Here is a 15579-nt window from a genome sequence, read left to right on the forward strand (position 1 = left end):
GAAACACGAGGTGGGACATGGCGGACGGTGACCGCGACGACGCCGAGGTGCGAGCACCCCGGACGAACCCCTCGCCGGTCGCCGAGGCGCTCCCCGTCATCCGGCGGCCGTTCGACCCGAGCCCGGAGGAGCGCCGCAGGCTGACCGAGGGGTCATCGGCCACGGACGCCCCTCCGGCGTCCGGTGGTTCGTCCCGGGATACCGGAGAACCCCAGCGGAAACCCGGCCGCCCGACGCCGAACCGCGCCCGACGGCAGCGGGACGCGGTCACGCGGCCCACGGACGCGCTGCCCACCACGCCGCAGAGCGTGCCGAGGTCGGGCCGCCCGAACGTGGCCGCACGCACCGTGCTCCGACGCCTGGTGCAGGGGGAGGCGCCTCCCACGCAGGCCATGAGCATCGTCGAGCGGCTCGCGGGGAGCCCCTACGCGAACCCCACCATCCAGGTCGGGGGCCCCGACGCGAATGCCCGGAAGGCCCTCGATTTCGCCCTGAACCTCGCGGAGTCGATGTTCCGCTACGGGGCGGGCGCGCTCGAGGTAGAGACCAGCATCATCGCGGTCACGGCCGCCTTCGGCCTCGATCACATCGAGGTGGACATCACCAACCAGTCGGTGGTGATCAACTACTCCGCGCGGGACCAGACTCCCACCACCGTGCTCCGGGTGGTGCGCTCCTGGACCAACAACTACGCGGGGCTCACGGCCATCCACCGGCTCGTCTCCGACATCATCGGCGGGGGCGTCTCGCGCACGGAGGCGGCGCAGCGGCTGGACGAGATCACCCACCGGTCCAAGCCGTTCCCCCGCTGGATGGTCACGGCCGCGTTCGGCATCTTCTCGGCGGCGATCGTCGCGTTCGTCGGTGGTGGCCCGCTGGCGTCGCTCGTGGGGTTCGTGAGCTGCATCGCGGTGGACCTCGTGAGCCGCAAGCTCGGGGAGTGGCGCGTGCCGGAGTTCTTCTCGGTCGCCACCTCGTCCGCGCTCGTCACCCTGACCGCACTCCTGTTCTGGTGGCTCCGCGTGCCGATCGCCCCTGCATTGGTGGTGGTGGGCGGGATCCTGCTCCTGCTGCCCACGGGCCGGCTCGTCTCGGCGATGCAGGACGCCATCAACGGGTTCCCCGTCACCGCGGCCGGCCGATTCCTCTCGTCGCTGCTCGTCTTCGCGGCGCTCGTCGCCGGGATCGCCGTCGCCCTCGTGGCCGGTGCCGCGCTCGGCGTGCCCGAGCTGGAGGTCCTCGAATCCTCCGGGTCGCAGTATCCGTGGCCGGTCGTGGCGGTGCTGATCTTCATCGCCGTCGCGATGATCTGCATCGCTGAGCAGACGGACGTGAAACTGGTGGTCCCCACGTCCCTCGTGGCGGTCGCGGGCTACCTGCTGCTCATCAGCGCGACGGCTGCGGGCGTGGGGTACCGGCTCGCCCCGGCGCTCGCGGCGGTCCTCATCGGGATGCTGTCCCGCGTCGTCGCGCTGCGGCTCGGTGCGCCGCAGCTCGTGGTCGCGGTGCCGGCGCTCCTGTTCCTGTACCCCGGACTCACCATCTTCCGGTCCATGTACACGTTGACGCTGGACACGGGTGTGGTGTCCGAGGGGGCGCTCGGTCTCTTCAACGCGCTCACGGTGGTGCTGGCGATCGCCGCGGGCGTGGTGCTCGGGGACAACCTGGCCCGGCCCCTCACGCGGAGGCTCACCTCGGAGCAGCGCCAGCGGAACCGCCGCCGTTAGCGAGCGACACCGAGGGCCGTGCCGAGGTCAGGCCCCGCGGGAGGCTGTCCGGGACCAGTCCACCGGTTCCGCGCCCTGCTGCACCAGGAGCTCGTTGGTGCGGCTGAACGGACGTGACCCGAAGAACCCGCGCGACGCCGAGAGCGGGCTGGGGTGGACGGACTCCACGGTCGGGGTGCGGCCGAGCAGCGGCTTGAGCTTCGCGGCGTCCTTGCCCCACAGGATCGCGACGAGCGGCGCGTTCCTGGCCACGAGCGCCCGGACGGCGGCGTCCGTGACGTGCTCCCAGCCGAGCCCACGGTGCGAGGCGGCCTCGCCCGCGCGGACGGTGAGTACGCGGTTCAGGAGCAGGACTCCCTGCTCCGACCAGCCCGAGAGGTCCCCGGTAGAGGGTTGCCGGCACCCGACGTCGGTGGACAGTTCGCGGTAGATGTTGGCGAGGCTCCGGGGGATGGGCAGGGTGGCCGGGTCGACGGCGAAACTGAGTCCGACGGCGTGCCCGGGCGTCGGGTACGGGTCCTGACCCACGATCACCACCCTCACGTCCTCCAGAGGTGCCGTGAACGCCCGGAGGATGTGGGCGGGCTCCGGCAGGACGCGGAGGCCGCGCTCGAGGTCCGCGGCGAGGGATTCGGCGATACCGTGCAGTTCGCCCTCGGCGGGTGCGAGGGCCTCCGCCCAGTCCGGCGCCACCAGCTGCCCGAGGCTCGCCGGGGCGGCGAACGGGAAGACCCTCGCTCCCACCGAGGCGTGGCTCGCCCGTGGCCTCGGCGCCGCCTCGGGGGAAGGTGCCGCGCGGCGTCGTGCAGTCGGGCGCCGGGCGCTGTCCGGCAGGTCGAACAGGGCGGCGTCGTCGTGATCCATTCCCCCATTGTGCTGCGCACCCGGCGGACGCGTGCCGCAAATGACACCGGTGTGATTCGGAACTACCATGGGTGGACGCGCGCGAGCCGAGGGAAGGCGACGAGGACCATGACGGAGCAGCTCCGACACAGCGACGACGCCGGGAACCCGGCCGGGGCACGCCTGGTGCTCGGCGACCGCGAGCAGCGCATGCTGGCGCTCGAGCGCGAATGGTGGAAGTACTCGGGAGCCAAGGAACAGGCCATCCGGGACCTCTTCGACATGTCGGCCACGCATTACTACCAGGCCCTCAACGTGCTCATCGACACCGAGGCGGCCCTCGCGCACGACCCGATGCTCGTCAAGCGGTTGCGGCGCCTCCGGACCACCCGCACACGCGCACGGTCCGCCCGCCGCCTCGGCGCGGACATCTGAGACCCGCGGACAACCGAAGGACCTGCCTGATCCATGAGTGAGCACCCGAGCGACGAGTTCGACAGGGTTCCCGAATCCTCGGCACGTCAGGGCGTTCACCGTCAGCGACTCATCCCTGCCCGCGCCGGCGGGCTGGCCCTGAAGATCACGGTGGGCGTCCTCGCCCTCCTCCTCGTGGTCGCGGCCGCCATCCTGCTCCCGCGACTGGGCCTCACCGGCTCCGACGATCCGCCGGCCGCGTCTGCGGGCGGCGCCACCGCGTCCTCGGATGCCGGCCCGGCGGCCAGCCCGAGCGCGGGCAGCGAGGATCCCGCCGCGACCGCCGGCCCGTCCGGCGGCACCGACCCCACCGAGGGTGCTGATCCGTCCGAGAGCGCCGGGACGCCGACCGGCACCGCCACGGAGCCCGGCTCGGTGTCGGCGGACCGGGCACAGGTGGTGAACGTGCTCAACGCGACAGGGTCGCCCGGACTCGCCACCGTCGCCGCCGGGCGGCTCGCGGCGGTCGGCTGGACGTCGGCGGTCCCGGGCAACTGGGCCGGAGCGCCTCTCGACACCTCGGTGGTCTTCTACAACGGCGAGGTGCAGCGCGCAGGTGCGGAGGCCGTGGCCGAGGATCTGGGGATCACCGACGTGGTCGACAGCCCCGATGTGTCGCCGGACATCTCCGTGGTGCTCGGGCCCGAGTTCCAGTAAGCCCTGATCGTCCGGGTCGGGGCCACGACGGTTGGTCCTGCCGAGGAACCCCGCAGCGAGGCCCCATAGGGCACGCGCCGAGCATGTCCCGCGGGCCCTCGAGCAGGGGAGTGGACGCGTCCGTCGAGCGTCGCCCGAGCGCATGAGGAGGTTGCACTCGGTGGGTGTGAGTGCTAATTATTGAGTTAGCACTCGCGCGCGCAGACTGCTAAGGCTGAGCGTGACGGGTGAAGCAGCGAACCTCTGTGGTGGGGGTGCGTCCGGAGCGTGAAAGAGATCGCCCCGGATTCATCCGGCCGTCGCGGGCACCACGCACAGGCGAGCAAACACGAGCTTCAGATGCAACCGTCCCGAAAGGACCTACGCCGTTATGGCCAAGATCATTTCTTTTGATGAAGAGGCCCGCCGCGGCCTCGAGCGGGGACTCAACATCCTCGCCGACGCCGTCAAGGTGACCCTCGGCCCCCGTGGCCGCAACGTGGTGCTCGAGAAGAAGTGGGGTGCCCCCACCATCACGAACGACGGCGTCTCCATCGCCAAGGAGATCGAGCTCGACGACCCGTTCGAGAGGATCGGCGCCGAACTCGTCAAGGAGGTCGCCAAGAAGACGGACGACGTCGCAGGCGACGGAACCACCACCGCCACCGTGCTCGCCCAGGCACTCGTCAAGGAAGGCCTGCGCAACGTCGCGGCGGGAGCGGACCCCCTGAGCCTCAAGCGCGGCATCGAGAAGGCCGTCAAGGCCGTCATCGACGAGCTCCTCGCCTCGGCCAAGGAGATCGAGACCAAGGAGCAGATCGCCGCTACGGCGTCCATCTCCGCCGGCGACACGCAGATCGGTGACCTGATCGCCGAAGCGCTCGACAAGGTGGGCAAGGAAGGCGTCATCACCGTCGAGGAGTCGAACACCTTCGGCCTCGAGCTCGAACTCACCGAGGGCATGCGCTTCGACAAGGGCTACATCTCGGGGTACTTCGTCACCGACGCCGAGCGCCAGGAGACGGTCCTCGAGGATCCGTACATCCTGATCGTCAACTCGAAGATCAGCAACGTCAAGGATCTCGTCGCGGTCCTCGAGAAGGTCATGCAGTCCGGCAAGCCGCTGCTGATCATCGCCGAGGACGTCGAGGGCGAAGCCCTCGCCACGCTCGTGGTCAACAAGATCCGCGGCACCTTCAAGTCCGTGGCCGTCAAGGCCCCCGGCTTCGGTGACCGCCGCAAGGCACAGCTCGCCGACATCGCCATCCTCACCGGTGGCCAGGTCATCGCCGAGGAGGTCGGACTCAAGCTCGAGACCGCCACCCTCGACCTGCTCGGTACCGCACGCAAGGTCGTCGTGACCAAGGACGAGACCACGATCGTCGAGGGAGCCGGCGAAGCCGACGCCATCGCCGGCCGCGTGGCCCAGATCCGCGCCGAGATCGAGAACTCCGATTCCGACTACGACCGCGAGAAGCTGCAGGAGCGCCTGGCCAAGCTCGCCGGCGGCGTTGCGGTCATCAAGGCCGGAGCGGCAACGGAGGTCGAGCTCAAGGAGCGCAAGCACCGCATCGAGGACGCCGTCCGCAACGCGAAGGCTGCCGTCGAGGAGGGCATCGTCGCCGGTGGTGGCGTGGCCCTCATCCAGGCCGGCGCCAAGGCGTTCGCCAACCTCGAGCTCACGGGTGACGAGGCGACGGGCGCGAACATCGTCCGCGTCGCCATCGACGCCCCGCTCAAGCAGATCGCTTTCAACGCGGGCCTCGAGCCCGGCGTCGTCGTCGACAAGGTCCGCAGCCTCCCGGCCGGTCACGGCCTCAACGCCGCCACCGGTGTGTACGAGGACCTGCTGGCCGCCGGCGTCAACGACCCCGTGAAGGTCACCCGCTCGGCCCTGCAGAACGCAGCGTCGATCGCAGGCCTCTTCCTCACCACCGAGGCCGTCGTGGCCGACAAGCCGGAGAAGGCAGCACCTGCCGGCGGCGGCGACGACATGGGCGGCATGGGCGGGATGGGCGGCTTCTAATCCCCACCCACCGCTGACCGCGCACGTCTGCGCAGCACGACACAGCACGACAAGGGCGGCACCCCCGGAAGGGGGTGCCGCCCTTGTGCGTTCGTCGACGGGCGTCGGCGGACGAGTCAGCTCATGAACATCCGGGCGTTGCTCTGCTCCGCCTCGGCGTACTGCTGCGTCGCGACGTTCAGGGCCTCGTTGATGCCCGTCAGCGACTCCTCCACCTGCTGCTGGGTGGCACGCCACTGCACGATGAGCTGCTGGAAGTTCGTGGCCGCCTGACCGGTCCACAGGCCCTCGAGCTCCCGCAGTCCGGCCTGCATCGAGTTCACCTCCGCCTGCAGGCGCGCGATGGTGCCCTGGACCTGGGTGCTCTTGGCGGCCAGGCTGTCGGTGTCTACGTTGAAGAAGGCCATGATGTACTCCCGTGTGCTCGCGGTTCCTTGACGCTTCCGACGCTAGGGCACCCGCCGCGCGGGTCAGCGGCTGTCGGCTCTTCTGTGGATAACCGGGCGCGACGACGGAGGCTGTGGAGGAGTGATGCCCCCGGCGGGGGGAGGCTGCTTCTCCGTCGCCGTGCTCCCGCCGGATGCGGACCGGACACCGTCGCCCGTCACGGCGCCCTCTTCGCCGGGCGCCTGGGGAGGCACGTGCGGCAGCCGGATGGACAGGGTGGCGCCGCCGCCGGGCGTCTCCTCGAGCCGCACGGAGCCGTCGTGCTGGGCCACCAGGGCCGCCACGATGGCGAGCCCGAGTCCCGTTCCCCCGGTCTCGCGCTGCCGGGAGGTGTCGGCGCGGTAGAAGCGCTCGAAGACGCGTGCGCCGTCCTCCTCGGAGATGCCGGGGCCGTGGTCACGCACCTCGAGGACCGAGTCGCTGTGACCGTGGAGCACGGGCGCCACGCCTACGGCGATCTCGATGGGCGTCCCCGGAGGTGTGTAGCGCAGCGCGTTGGTCATCAGGTTGGCGACCACCTGCCGCAGACGGGCCTCGTCGCCCATGGTGGGTGCGCTCGAGGGTTTCCCGCCGTCGAGCCCCACCACGGTGACCGAGCGGTCCGGCGCCGTCGCGCGGGCATCGAAGGCCGCGTCGTGACCGAGGGCCAGGAGGTCCACGGGCCGCACTTCGGGGGGCCGCTGCTCGTCGATCCGTGCGAGGGTGAGCAGGTCCTCGACGAGCTGGCCCATGCGGATGGCCTCGCTCTCGATCCGGCTCATCGCCGCGGCGACGTCCTCGTCCTTCTGCAGCGCGCCGTGCCGGTAGAGCTCCGAGTAGCCCCGGATGGTCACGAGGGGGGTGCGGAGTTCGTGCGAGGCGTCGGCCACGAAGCGGCGCATCTTCGTCTCGGACGCCGTCCGGGCGGCGAAGGCGCGTTCGATGTGCGCGAGCATCGCGTTCAGTGACCGGGAGAGCCGTCCGATCTCCGTGGCGGGGCGTTCCACCGTCACGCGCCGCGAGAGGTCCCCGGCCGCGATGGCCGACGCCGTCCTCTCGACGCGCGCCAGCGGCGCGAACTGACGCGTCACCAGGCCGAAGGCGATGAGCGACGCGAGGGCGATGGTCACCAGCCCGGAGGTCGTGACGATCTCGGCTGCCTCCTGCAGGGAGTCGTTGACCGTGCTGAGACGGGACGCCATCACGAGGTGGCCGTCGGTGTTGCTGAACGGGAAGACCCGTACGCGCCACCCCTGGCTCCCCGGGGCCGTGCCGGCGACGTCGAAGCCCGCGCTGCGCAGCTCGTCGATCCGCTGCGCGGAGAGACCGTCGAGGGTCGGCGCATCCTCGGACCCGGAGGGCTGGCTGGTGAAGACGACGCCACCGTCAGCGTCCACCACGGCGGCGTAGAACCGCAGCAGGGAACTGTCCGACGGCGTCTCCTCGCGGTAGATCTCCCGCGCGACGCTCTCGGCATTGCTCTCGAGGTCCTGGTCCAGCCGGTCGATCAGACCGTCACGCAGGAGTGAGACCGTCGCGAGACCGGTGACCCCCACGGCCACGATCATGAGCAGCATGATGATCGCGACGAGCTGCGAGCGGAGCGATGCCGCGTTCCAGCGCCTGATCAAGGCCGTGGCTACCGCTTGTCGGCGGTGCGCAGGAGGTAGCCCACTCCACGCTTGGTCTGGATCAGAGCCACGGCGTCCGTGGCGCGGTCGATCTTGCGGCGCAGGTAGGAGATGTAGGACTCGACGATCGACGCGTCGCCGTTGAAGTCGTACTCCCACACGTGGTCGAGGATCTGCGCCTTCGACAGCACGCGGTTCGGGTTCATCATGAGGTAGCGCAGCAGTTTGAACTCCGTCGGCGAGAGATCGATGACCTCGCCGCCACGGCGGACCTCGTGGGCGTCGTCGTCGAGCTCGAGATCGTCGACGCGGATGACGGCGTCGTCCTCCTCGAGCGGATGCGTGCGGCGGAGGACCGCCCGGATCCGCGCGACGACCTCGTCGAGGCTGAAGGGTTTCGTGACGTAGTCGTCGCCGCCGACGGTCAGGCCGGTGACCTTGTCGTCGGTGTCGTCGCGTGCGGTCAGGAAGACCACGGGGAAGTGCTTGCCGGCCGCCCGGAGCCTCCGGGTGACGGTGAAGCCGTCCATGTCGGGCAGCATGACGTCCAGCACGGCGAGGTCCGGATTGTGGGTCTCGGCTGCGGCGAGGGCGTCACGGCCGTTGGCGGCGGCGACGACGTCGAAGCCGGCGAACCGGAGGGAGGTCGAGAGGAGCTCTCGGATGTTCGGTTCGTCGTCGACGACCAGCAGTTTCGCTTCGGGGCCAGTTTTTTTCACGCTGTCAGTATCCGCACGTTGTCTGTGAATTGTCTGGACCCGCCCTTCACGTTTGCTCTCTAGTCCCTGGGCTCGAGATCGCCGATCGAGGAGGCGTCAAGGATGCGGTAGGCGTACCCCTGCTCGGCGAGGAAGCGCTGCCGTTTGGCGGCGAAGTCCTGGTCGAGCGTGTCCCGTGCCACGACGGTGTAGAAGCGCGCCGCACGCTTGTCGGCCTTGGGTCGCAGCAGCCGCCCGAGGCGCTGCGCCTCCTCCTGCCTCGATCCGAAGGAGCCGGACACCTGGATGGCCACGGAGGCCTCGGGCAGGTCGATGGAGAAGTTCGCCACCTTCGAGACCACCAGCACGGTGATCTCACCCGCCCGGAAGGCGTCGAACAGCCGCTGGCGTTCCTTCACGGACGTCTCACCCTTGATGACGGGCGCATCGAGCCGTGCCGCGAGGTCGTCGAGCTGGTCGATGTACTGGCCGATCACGAGCAGTTGCTCGCCCGCGTGTGCCGCGACGAGCTGCTCGACGACGTCGGACTTGGTGTCCGACGTCGCGCAGAGGCGGTACTTGTCGCCGTCCTCGGCCATCGCGTAGGCGACCCGCTCGTCCCGCGGCAGGTCGACCCGCACCTCGACGCAGTCGGCGGGGGCGATGTAGCCCTGCGCCTCGATGTCCTTCCAGGGGGCGTCGTAGCGCTTGGGGCCGATCAGCGAGAAGACCTCACCCTCCCGGCCGTCCTCGCGCACGAGCGTGGCGGTGAGCCCGAGCCGGCGGCGTGCCTGGAGGTCCGCGGTCATCTTGAAGATCGGGGCGGGCAGCAGGTGGACCTCGTCGTACACGATCAGGCCCCAGTCGTTGGCGTCGAGCAGTTCGAGGTGCGGGTAGAGGCCGCCGCGCTTCAGGGTGAGGACCTGGTAGGTCGCGATGGTCACCGGGCGCACCTCTTTCACGGCGCCGGAGTACTCGCCGATCTCGTCCTCGGTGAGCGAGGTCCGCTTGAGCAGCTCGTCCTTCCACTGCCGCGCGGAGACAGTGTTCGTCACGAGGATCAGGGTGGTGGTCTTGCTCGTGGCCATGGCGGCCGCACCGACGAGGGTCTTGCCGGCCCCACAGGGCAGGACGACGACGCCGGATCCGCCCGACCAGAAGTTCTCCACGGCGAGCTGCTGGTACGGCCGGAGGGTCCAGCCGTCCTCCAGCAGCGCGATCGGGTGGGGTGTGCCGTCGACGTAGCCCGCGAAGTCCTCGGCGGGCCAGCCCAGCTTGAGCAGCAGCTGTTTCAGCTGCCCGCGCTGGGAGGAGTGCACCACCACGGTCTCGCCGTCGATCCTCGGACCGAGGAGCGGCTGGATCTTCTTGGCGTGCATCACCTCCTCGAGCACCGGGTAGTCCGTGGTGCGGAGCACGAGCCCGTGCTGGGAATCCTTCTCCAGCCGCAACCGGCCGTACCGCGACATGGTGTCCTCGATGTCGATCAGCAGGGCGTGCGGCACGGGGAAGCGCGAGTACTTCAGCAGGGTGTCCAGCACCCGCTCGGCATCGAGACCGGCAGCCCGCGCGTTCCACAGACCGAGCGGCGTCAGGCGGTAGCTGTGCACGTGCTCGGGAGCGCGCTCGAGTTCCGCGAAGGCCGCGATGGCGTGGCGCGCCTCGGTGGCCAGCTCGTGGTCCACCTCGAGCAGGATGGTCTTGTCGCTCTGGACGATCAGTGGTCCGTCAACCATCGGCGGCACTCCCTTCGAGGATCTCCACGTCCATGACGCGGTGCACGGACACTACTTTCTCCATCTGGTGGTCGGGATCGAACACCCGCAGCCTGCCGCCCGACACCGAGAGGGGAACGAGAACCTGCCGCACCTGATTCCCGTCGCTGTCCGCCGTGCCGAGCCGGATGCGGCTGCGGGTGCGGATCGCGGAGCGCAGGGTCTCGAGCCCGAGGAGGGTCTCGCTGTCGGCGGCCGCCGCGGCGTCGACGAATCCGGTGCGAGCGGAGCGGAGCGTGACGAGCTGCGCGTCGATCTCCTCCTCCGCGACCGACCACGGGTTCAGGCGTGAGCGGAGCCGGTCCGGCGCCACCCGGCCGGCCTCGGCGGGCACGGGCGGCACCGGGGCAATGACGCCGGTCGTCGGGTCCGTCGCCGCGGCGAACCCGAGGTCCTTGAGGAGGGAGGTCAGCTCCTGGGGGGACGCGGGAGCCACGAGGACCGTCGGCGCGATCTGGACGACGCCGAGGAGCTCCGCCCTCGGATCGGCGAGGACGGCGGCCACGACGGCGTCGTCCTCGGTGCGGAGGTAACTGCCGGCGCGTCCGACGCGCACGCTGCCGTAGCGCGCCGCGGTGTCCTCCACGAGGTACGAGAGCGCCTGGGGGATCTCGGTGGCGGAATGCGTGCCGAGGAACGCGAGGATGGACGCCGCGTCATCACCGGCGTCGAGCGCGGAGCGGATGGACGATGCCGAGAACCGGTACGTGGTGGCCGGGCCCTGGCCCTCCGGCGTGGCCACGCGCGCGAGCCCGCGGGCGACGTCCGGCGTCAGGTAGCCGGGCGCGACGGCGGTGAGATCGGCCTGCAGCACCACGCGCGAGACGGGCTCCGGAAGGGCTTCGCGGACCCGTGCCGCGGCGTCCTCGAGGTGCCCCTCCCCGACGAGGCGACCGGGTTCGGTGAGCGCACCGCCGCCTGTCAGCCCGAGCGCGGCCGCTTCCCGCAGCATTCCCGGGACGAGACGCGCGAAGCGCCGGTGCAGCCGGGGCTGGTGCCAGCCGGCGACGTCGATCAGGGACTGCTCCGTCAGGACGGGCACCGAGCCGGCCTGCGCCGGACCCGCTGGCACCGAGCTCGCCGCCGCCGAGCCGGTCGGCGCCGCGGACGTGCGGTCCCCGGCGTCGTCGGGGGAGGAGAGGTGCAGCGCCACGGCGATGAGGCGCCGGCGGACGAGCGGCGCGTCGGGGCGCGAGGCCTCCGCGGCGAGCGCGTTGATCGCCGACCCGTCGGGCGTCCTCGACCCGACGAGCGCCGGTGCGCGGTCCACCGCGAGCCAGCCCTCGACGAGCAGAAGCCACTGGGCGTCTCGTTCGAGCGCTTCCCACACCCCGAGGCGCGTGGCCTTCCAGCGGGAGTCGTCCGGGTCGAGCGTCAGGAGGCCGGCTGCGGCGGCGAGCTCGAGCAGCCAGGCCGCATCGACGTCGCTGCTGCGCAGGACCTCGCGGACGCGCCGCAGTTCGCGCACGCCCACTCCTCCCGATCGCAGCGTGGAGATCGGCTGCCCCGCTGCGGAACCGAGCAGCGCCGTCATCATCCGGAGCGTCTCGGCGATGGAGCCGTACGCCGCGTTGTCACGGAGGCTCTGCCGCGTGGTTCCGCCGTCTGCCCGTGGCGGCGTGGTGTCGAGCTGTCCGAACACGGCATGGCCGCGCACCGCCATGCCGACTCCCCGCGGCAGTTCCACATGGAGGGCGTCGAGCGGTGCCAGGAGGCATCGGTCGAGCAGCCAGCGCACGGCGGGGGACGCCGCGCCGTCGCCCCCGGTGGCGGCGGAGCCCACGGGGCTGTCGCGCAGGCGGGTCAGCAGCGGTACCACGCCATCGGGTGCCTCGGCCAGGAGGTCGGACCACGCTGCCGCGTCCGCCGTCACGCCCTCCAGCAGGCGCGCCGCAGCCGGGGGCGTGAGCGCGGGGGAGGCGGAGCCGGGCAGCAGGACCGCGACGGCGTCCACGAGGGCCGCGCCGAAGCGTGGGATGGAGCGGGCAAGGGCGCGGAACGGCCGGCCCAGCCCGGCGGGATAGGGACCGAGGGCGTCGGACAGGGCCCCCACCGGGAGGAGGCCACCCTCTCCGTCGTCGACGACCAGAGCGCGGTCGATCACCTCGTCGATGACCTGCAGCAGGGCCTCACCGGCCGGGTCGGCGAAGGCCGAGGCGAGCATGTCCCGGGTGGGTGCGGTCCCGTGGTCCTCGCTGAGGACCACGAGGGCCTCCAGGACCTGCAGGTGCGGGCGGGCGAGGGCGTCGAGCGCGCGCTGCAGGCTGGCGCGGGTGGAGGCACGTGCCGCGAGCGCGGAAAAATCGGGCACCGGAGGGAGGACGAGATCGGGCCGGACGGTGAGGAGTCGGCGGAGATCGTCATCGCTCCGGCTCGCCACCTGGTCGGCCAGTGCTCGGATCGCGGACATCGTTGACAAGGCTACCGTTCCCCTCCGACAGAGCGCCGCCGCCGGGGTCGGAGGGGGCGCCCGGTGGGAGTCAGGACCGACGGCGTGCGAGGAACGACCGGACCACGAGGGAGACCATCAGCAGGAACGCGACGGGGAGGCAGACGTAGGTGACGAGGACGAAACCCGGCCACACCTCTCCCTGCAGGAACGCGGTCAGGAGGATCGCCGCGAGGGAGAGGAGCCCGACGGCGGCCAGCCCGACGGCCGCGACCATCACCGCGAGGCGTACACCGGACGCGTGGTCGGCACCGCTCTGCGGGACGCCGGTCACAGGGGCCTGGTCGGGGTGGGCTCCGCCCACGGATTCCTCGGGATTCATAGCGGTCCAAGACTACAAGAGCGCCGACGGACCGACGCCGGGGAGCCTATATCCTAGAAGACCCGGACTTCACGGGAGGAGCGGCCCGTCACGGGTGACGCGGTGATCCCCGCCCCGCACCGGCGCGCTCCACCGGAGCATCAGCCCGACCCCGCCCGACACCCCGGGCGGCCCAGCCAAGAAGAGGTAGACGACGTGCCCATCGGCAAAGTCAAGTGGTTCGACACGGACAAGGGCTTCGGCTTCCTGGCCACGGACGACGGCAAGGAGGTGTTCCTGCACGCCTCCGCCCTCCCCGCGGGCGTGAGCGAGGTCAAGGTGGGAACGAAGATGGAGTTCGGTGTGGCCGACGGGCGCCGGGGGCTTCAGGCGCTGTCCGCCCGCATCCTCGAGCAGGCTCCGTCCGTGGCGAAGGCGACCCGCAAGAGCGCGGACGACATGGCCATCATCACGGAGGACCTCATCAAGCTCCTCGACGCCGTCTCCAACGGGTTGCGCAAGGGCCGCTACCCCGAGAAGTCCCACGCGACGAAGGTGGCCGCCGTGCTCAGGGCGGTTGCCGACGACCTCGACGCGTAGGCTGCCACCATGATGCCGAGCACCCGGAACGCCGCCCCCGAGACCCTGTGGGAGCCTTCAGTGGAACCTGCCACGGACCTCGACGTGCCCGCCGACGGAGCGTCGGAGACGCCCGAAGCTCCGCGCAGGCCCCGTGCCGCGCGGCGCGTGCCGAAGTCCGACGCCGTCCTCGAAGCAGCCGTGGAGAGAGCCCGTCTCGGCGTGCTCGAGGTGGCGCCCGAGGCCCAGGTGGGCCGTCACGTGTCCGCCGTCGTGGACGGTGAGCGGCTCGTCACGCACCGGTTCGAGGCCTTCGTGCCCGGGTACGGGGGATGGCAGTGGTACGCGACCGTGGCACGGGTGGCCAGGAGCAAGGACGTGACGGTCTGCGAGGTCGGTCTGCTGCCCTCCTCCGCCGCACTGCTGGCGCCCGAATGGCTACCGTGGTCCGAGCGGGTGCGGCCCGAGGACACCCAGACCGAGTATGCGCAGGGCGAGCATACCGGGCCCGAGCAGGCGGAGTCCGCGCACACGGAGGACGCGCAGCCGGCAGGCGCTGAGTCCGCAGGCGCGGAGCCCGACGGCGGGGATGTGGACACGATCCACGACAATCCGTCCGACAGCACTCCGCTCGACCGTGACCCGTCCGGCCTCGATCCGCTGCACGACGACACCGGGCGGCCCGACGCCGGGTGACCGGTCCGCGGAGCCGAGGAGGGAGCAGGGCATGGTGAGTACGTTCCGTTCCCTCGGTATCCACAACTACAAGCTGTGGTTCATCGGTGCGCTGATCTCCAACATCGGCACCTGGATGCAGCGGACGGCCCAGGACTGGCTCGTCTACGACATCCTCACGGAGCAGAACGCCTCGGCCCTCGGCATCGTCATGGCCCTACAGCTCGGGCCGCAGCTCGTGGTCGCCCCATGGGCCGGACTCATCGCCGACACGGTGGACCGCCGCGCTCTCCTCATCACGACGCAGGTCGCGATGGCCCTGCTCGGCGTGGGCCTCGGCGTGATGGTGATCATGGATGTGGCCCTCCTGTGGCACGTGTACGCCTTCGCCCTCGCACTCGGGATCGTCTCGGCGTTCGACGCACCGGCGCGTCAGGCCTTCGTCTCCGACCTGGTGCGCGACGACTACCTACCGAACGCGATGGCCCTCAACAGTGCGTCCTTCAACGGCGCGCGCCTGGTGGGACCGGCCGCGGCGGGGCTGCTCACCGCGGGCGTCGGCCCGGGCTGGGTCTTCATGATCAACGCGCTCACGTTCGGCGCCATGGTCTACGTCCTCTTGGTGATGCGCAGGTCCGAGCTCAACCGGCAACCGCGGCAACCGGCGGGCAAGGGCCGCATCCGCGCAGGCTTCCGCTACGTGCGCGGACGTCCGGACCTCATGGTGGTGATGCTGGCCATCTTCATCGTGGGGACGTTCGGGCTGAACTTCGCGGTGTTCATCGCGGCGATGGCCCGGACCGAGTTCGGCCAGGACGCAGGCGTCTTCGGCGTGCTCTCCTCGGTCATGGCGGTCGGCTCGGTGGCCGGCGCCCTGCTGTCCGCGCGGCGGGAGCGGCCGCGCCTCCGTTTCATCTTCGGGGCGTCGGCGGCCTTCGGCCTGGCCTGCGTGCTGGCCGCCGTGGCACCGAACCTCTGGCTGTTCGGGCTCGCGCTCGTGCCGGTCGGCCTCTTCGCCCTGACCCTGATGACGAGCGCCAACGCCTACGTGCAGACCACCACCGAGCCCGCGATGCGCGGGCGCGTGATGGCGCTCTACTTCGCGATCTTCCTCGGCGGGACGCCCCTCGGGGCGCCCGTGGTGGGGTGGGTGTCCGACGCCTTCGGTCCCCGGTGGAGCCTCGGGGTCGCCGCGGCGTCCGGTCTCCTGGCTGCGGCGATCGGGATCTTCTGGGCCTGGCGGTACCACGAGGTGCGGCTCCGGTACGACCGCACCGCCCCGCGCCGCCTCCGGATCGAGCACGAGGCGGGCGTCGAGGAGAGAGCCGCCGAGTAGGCG

The 15579-nt window shown here is 71.0% G+C and carries 14 protein-coding genes; 7 read left to right on the forward strand and 7 right to left on the reverse strand.

What is annotated here, in order from left to right; genetic code table 11:
* The first annotated feature begins 17 nt into the window (after window positions 1–17).
* Window positions 18–1727 (forward strand): threonine/serine exporter family protein, encoded by a 1710-nt coding sequence (locus AC4D16_RS08845; RefSeq protein WP_490954710.1) that lies wholly within the window; start codon window positions 18–20, stop codon window positions 1725–1727.
* Between the two features lie 27 nt (window positions 1728–1754).
* Here the strand turns inward: AC4D16_RS08845 and AC4D16_RS08850 are convergent, their stop codons facing one another.
* Complete coding sequence (locus tag AC4D16_RS08850) at window positions 1755–2591, reverse strand: uracil-DNA glycosylase (RefSeq protein ID WP_490954711.1); 837 nt, start codon at window positions 2589–2591, stop codon at window positions 1755–1757.
* 108 nt (window positions 2592–2699) lie between these two features.
* Here AC4D16_RS08850 and AC4D16_RS08855 point away from each other — a divergent pair, with 108 nt between their 5' ends.
* The 3 genes from AC4D16_RS08855 to groL all read left to right on the forward strand — a co-directional run bounded on the left by AC4D16_RS08855 (window position 2700) and on the right by groL (window position 5706).
* Window positions 2700–3005: a DUF3263 domain-containing protein gene (locus AC4D16_RS08855; RefSeq protein WP_490950605.1), complete on the forward strand. Its 306-nt coding sequence runs from the start codon at window positions 2700–2702 to the stop codon at window positions 3003–3005.
* Window positions 3006–3038: 33 nt separating this feature from the next.
* Window positions 3039–3701: a LytR C-terminal domain-containing protein gene (locus tag AC4D16_RS08860; protein ID WP_490954712.1), complete on the forward strand. Its 663-nt coding sequence runs from the start codon at window positions 3039–3041 to the stop codon at window positions 3699–3701.
* Window positions 3702–4071: 370 nt separating this feature from the next.
* Window positions 4072–5706, forward strand: coding sequence for a chaperonin GroEL (groL, locus tag AC4D16_RS08865; protein ID WP_490950603.1), 1635 nt, complete (start codon window positions 4072–4074; stop codon window positions 5704–5706).
* A 116-nt stretch (window positions 5707–5822) separates the two neighbouring features.
* Here the strand turns inward: groL and AC4D16_RS08870 are convergent, their stop codons facing one another.
* The 6 genes from AC4D16_RS08870 to AC4D16_RS08895 form a co-directional block, all read right to left on the reverse strand.
* Entirely contained in the window at window positions 5823–6113 is a 291-nt protein-coding gene (locus AC4D16_RS08870; protein WP_490954713.1) for a WXG100 family type VII secretion target, read from the reverse strand.
* Window positions 6114–6176: 63 nt separating this feature from the next.
* Window positions 6177–7763, reverse strand: a complete 1587-nt coding sequence (locus AC4D16_RS08875) for a sensor histidine kinase (RefSeq protein WP_490954714.1) — start codon at window positions 7761–7763, stop codon at window positions 6177–6179.
* Window positions 7764–7771: 8 nt separating this feature from the next.
* Complete coding sequence (locus AC4D16_RS08880) at window positions 7772–8482, reverse strand: response regulator transcription factor (protein ID WP_490950600.1); 711 nt, start codon at window positions 8480–8482, stop codon at window positions 7772–7774.
* A gap of 59 nt (window positions 8483–8541) precedes the next feature.
* Window positions 8542–10197 (reverse strand): DNA repair helicase XPB, encoded by a 1656-nt coding sequence (locus AC4D16_RS08885; RefSeq protein ID WP_490954715.1) that lies wholly within the window; start codon window positions 10195–10197, stop codon window positions 8542–8544.
* Entirely contained in the window at window positions 10190–12646 is a 2457-nt protein-coding gene (locus AC4D16_RS08890; RefSeq protein ID WP_490954716.1) for a helicase-associated domain-containing protein, read from the reverse strand. Before AC4D16_RS08890 ends, AC4D16_RS08885 begins: the two co-directional genes overlap by 8 nt.
* Window positions 12647–12716: 70 nt before the next feature.
* Window positions 12717–13007: a hypothetical protein gene (locus tag AC4D16_RS08895; RefSeq protein ID WP_490954717.1), complete on the reverse strand. Its 291-nt coding sequence runs from the start codon at window positions 13005–13007 to the stop codon at window positions 12717–12719.
* Between the two features lie 195 nt (window positions 13008–13202).
* On the opposite strand from AC4D16_RS08895, the gene AC4D16_RS08900 reads away from it, so the two are divergent.
* From AC4D16_RS08900 to AC4D16_RS08910, 3 genes are read left to right on the forward strand one after another with little or no spacing between them, the layout of a single operon-like run.
* Window positions 13203–13586, forward strand: coding sequence for a cold-shock protein (locus tag AC4D16_RS08900; RefSeq protein ID WP_490950596.1), 384 nt, complete (start codon window positions 13203–13205; stop codon window positions 13584–13586).
* A 9-nt stretch (window positions 13587–13595) separates the two neighbouring features.
* Entirely contained in the window at window positions 13596–14261 is a 666-nt protein-coding gene (locus tag AC4D16_RS08905; protein WP_490954718.1) for a DUF3027 domain-containing protein, read from the forward strand.
* Between the two features lie 31 nt (window positions 14262–14292).
* Window positions 14293–15576 (forward strand): MFS transporter, encoded by a 1284-nt coding sequence (locus AC4D16_RS08910; RefSeq protein ID WP_490954719.1) that lies wholly within the window; start codon window positions 14293–14295, stop codon window positions 15574–15576.
* Window positions 15577–15579 lie beyond the last annotated feature (3 nt).

The sequence above is a fragment of the Arthrobacter sp. TJ-236 genome (assembly GCF_058269235.1).

Bases quoted from the DNA above. Each gene is read 5' to 3' on its own strand.
- AC4D16_RS08845 (WP_490954710.1), top strand. From the start codon at position 18: ATGGCGGACGGTGACCGCGACGACGCCGAGGTGCGAGCACCCCGGACG.
- AC4D16_RS08850 (WP_490954711.1), bottom strand. From the start codon at position 2,591: ATGGATCACGACGACGCCGCCCTGTTCGACCTGCCGGACAGCGCCCGG.
- AC4D16_RS08855 (WP_490950605.1), top strand. From the start codon at position 2,700: ATGACGGAGCAGCTCCGACACAGCGACGACGCCGGGAACCCGGCCGGG.
- AC4D16_RS08860 (WP_490954712.1), top strand. From the start codon at position 3,039: ATGAGTGAGCACCCGAGCGACGAGTTCGACAGGGTTCCCGAATCCTCG.
- groL (WP_490950603.1), top strand. From the start codon at position 4,072: ATGGCCAAGATCATTTCTTTTGATGAAGAGGCCCGCCGCGGCCTCGAG.
- AC4D16_RS08870 (WP_490954713.1), bottom strand. From the start codon at position 6,113: ATGGCCTTCTTCAACGTAGACACCGACAGCCTGGCCGCCAAGAGCACC.
- AC4D16_RS08885 (WP_490954715.1), bottom strand. From the start codon at position 10,197: ATGGTTGACGGACCACTGATCGTCCAGAGCGACAAGACCATCCTGCTC.
- AC4D16_RS08890 (WP_490954716.1), bottom strand. From the start codon at position 12,646: ATGTCCGCGATCCGAGCACTGGCCGACCAGGTGGCGAGCCGGAGCGAT.
- AC4D16_RS08895 (WP_490954717.1), bottom strand. From the start codon at position 13,007: ATGAATCCCGAGGAATCCGTGGGCGGAGCCCACCCCGACCAGGCCCCT.
- AC4D16_RS08905 (WP_490954718.1), top strand. From the start codon at position 13,596: ATGATGCCGAGCACCCGGAACGCCGCCCCCGAGACCCTGTGGGAGCCT.
- AC4D16_RS08910 (WP_490954719.1), top strand. From the start codon at position 14,293: ATGGTGAGTACGTTCCGTTCCCTCGGTATCCACAACTACAAGCTGTGG.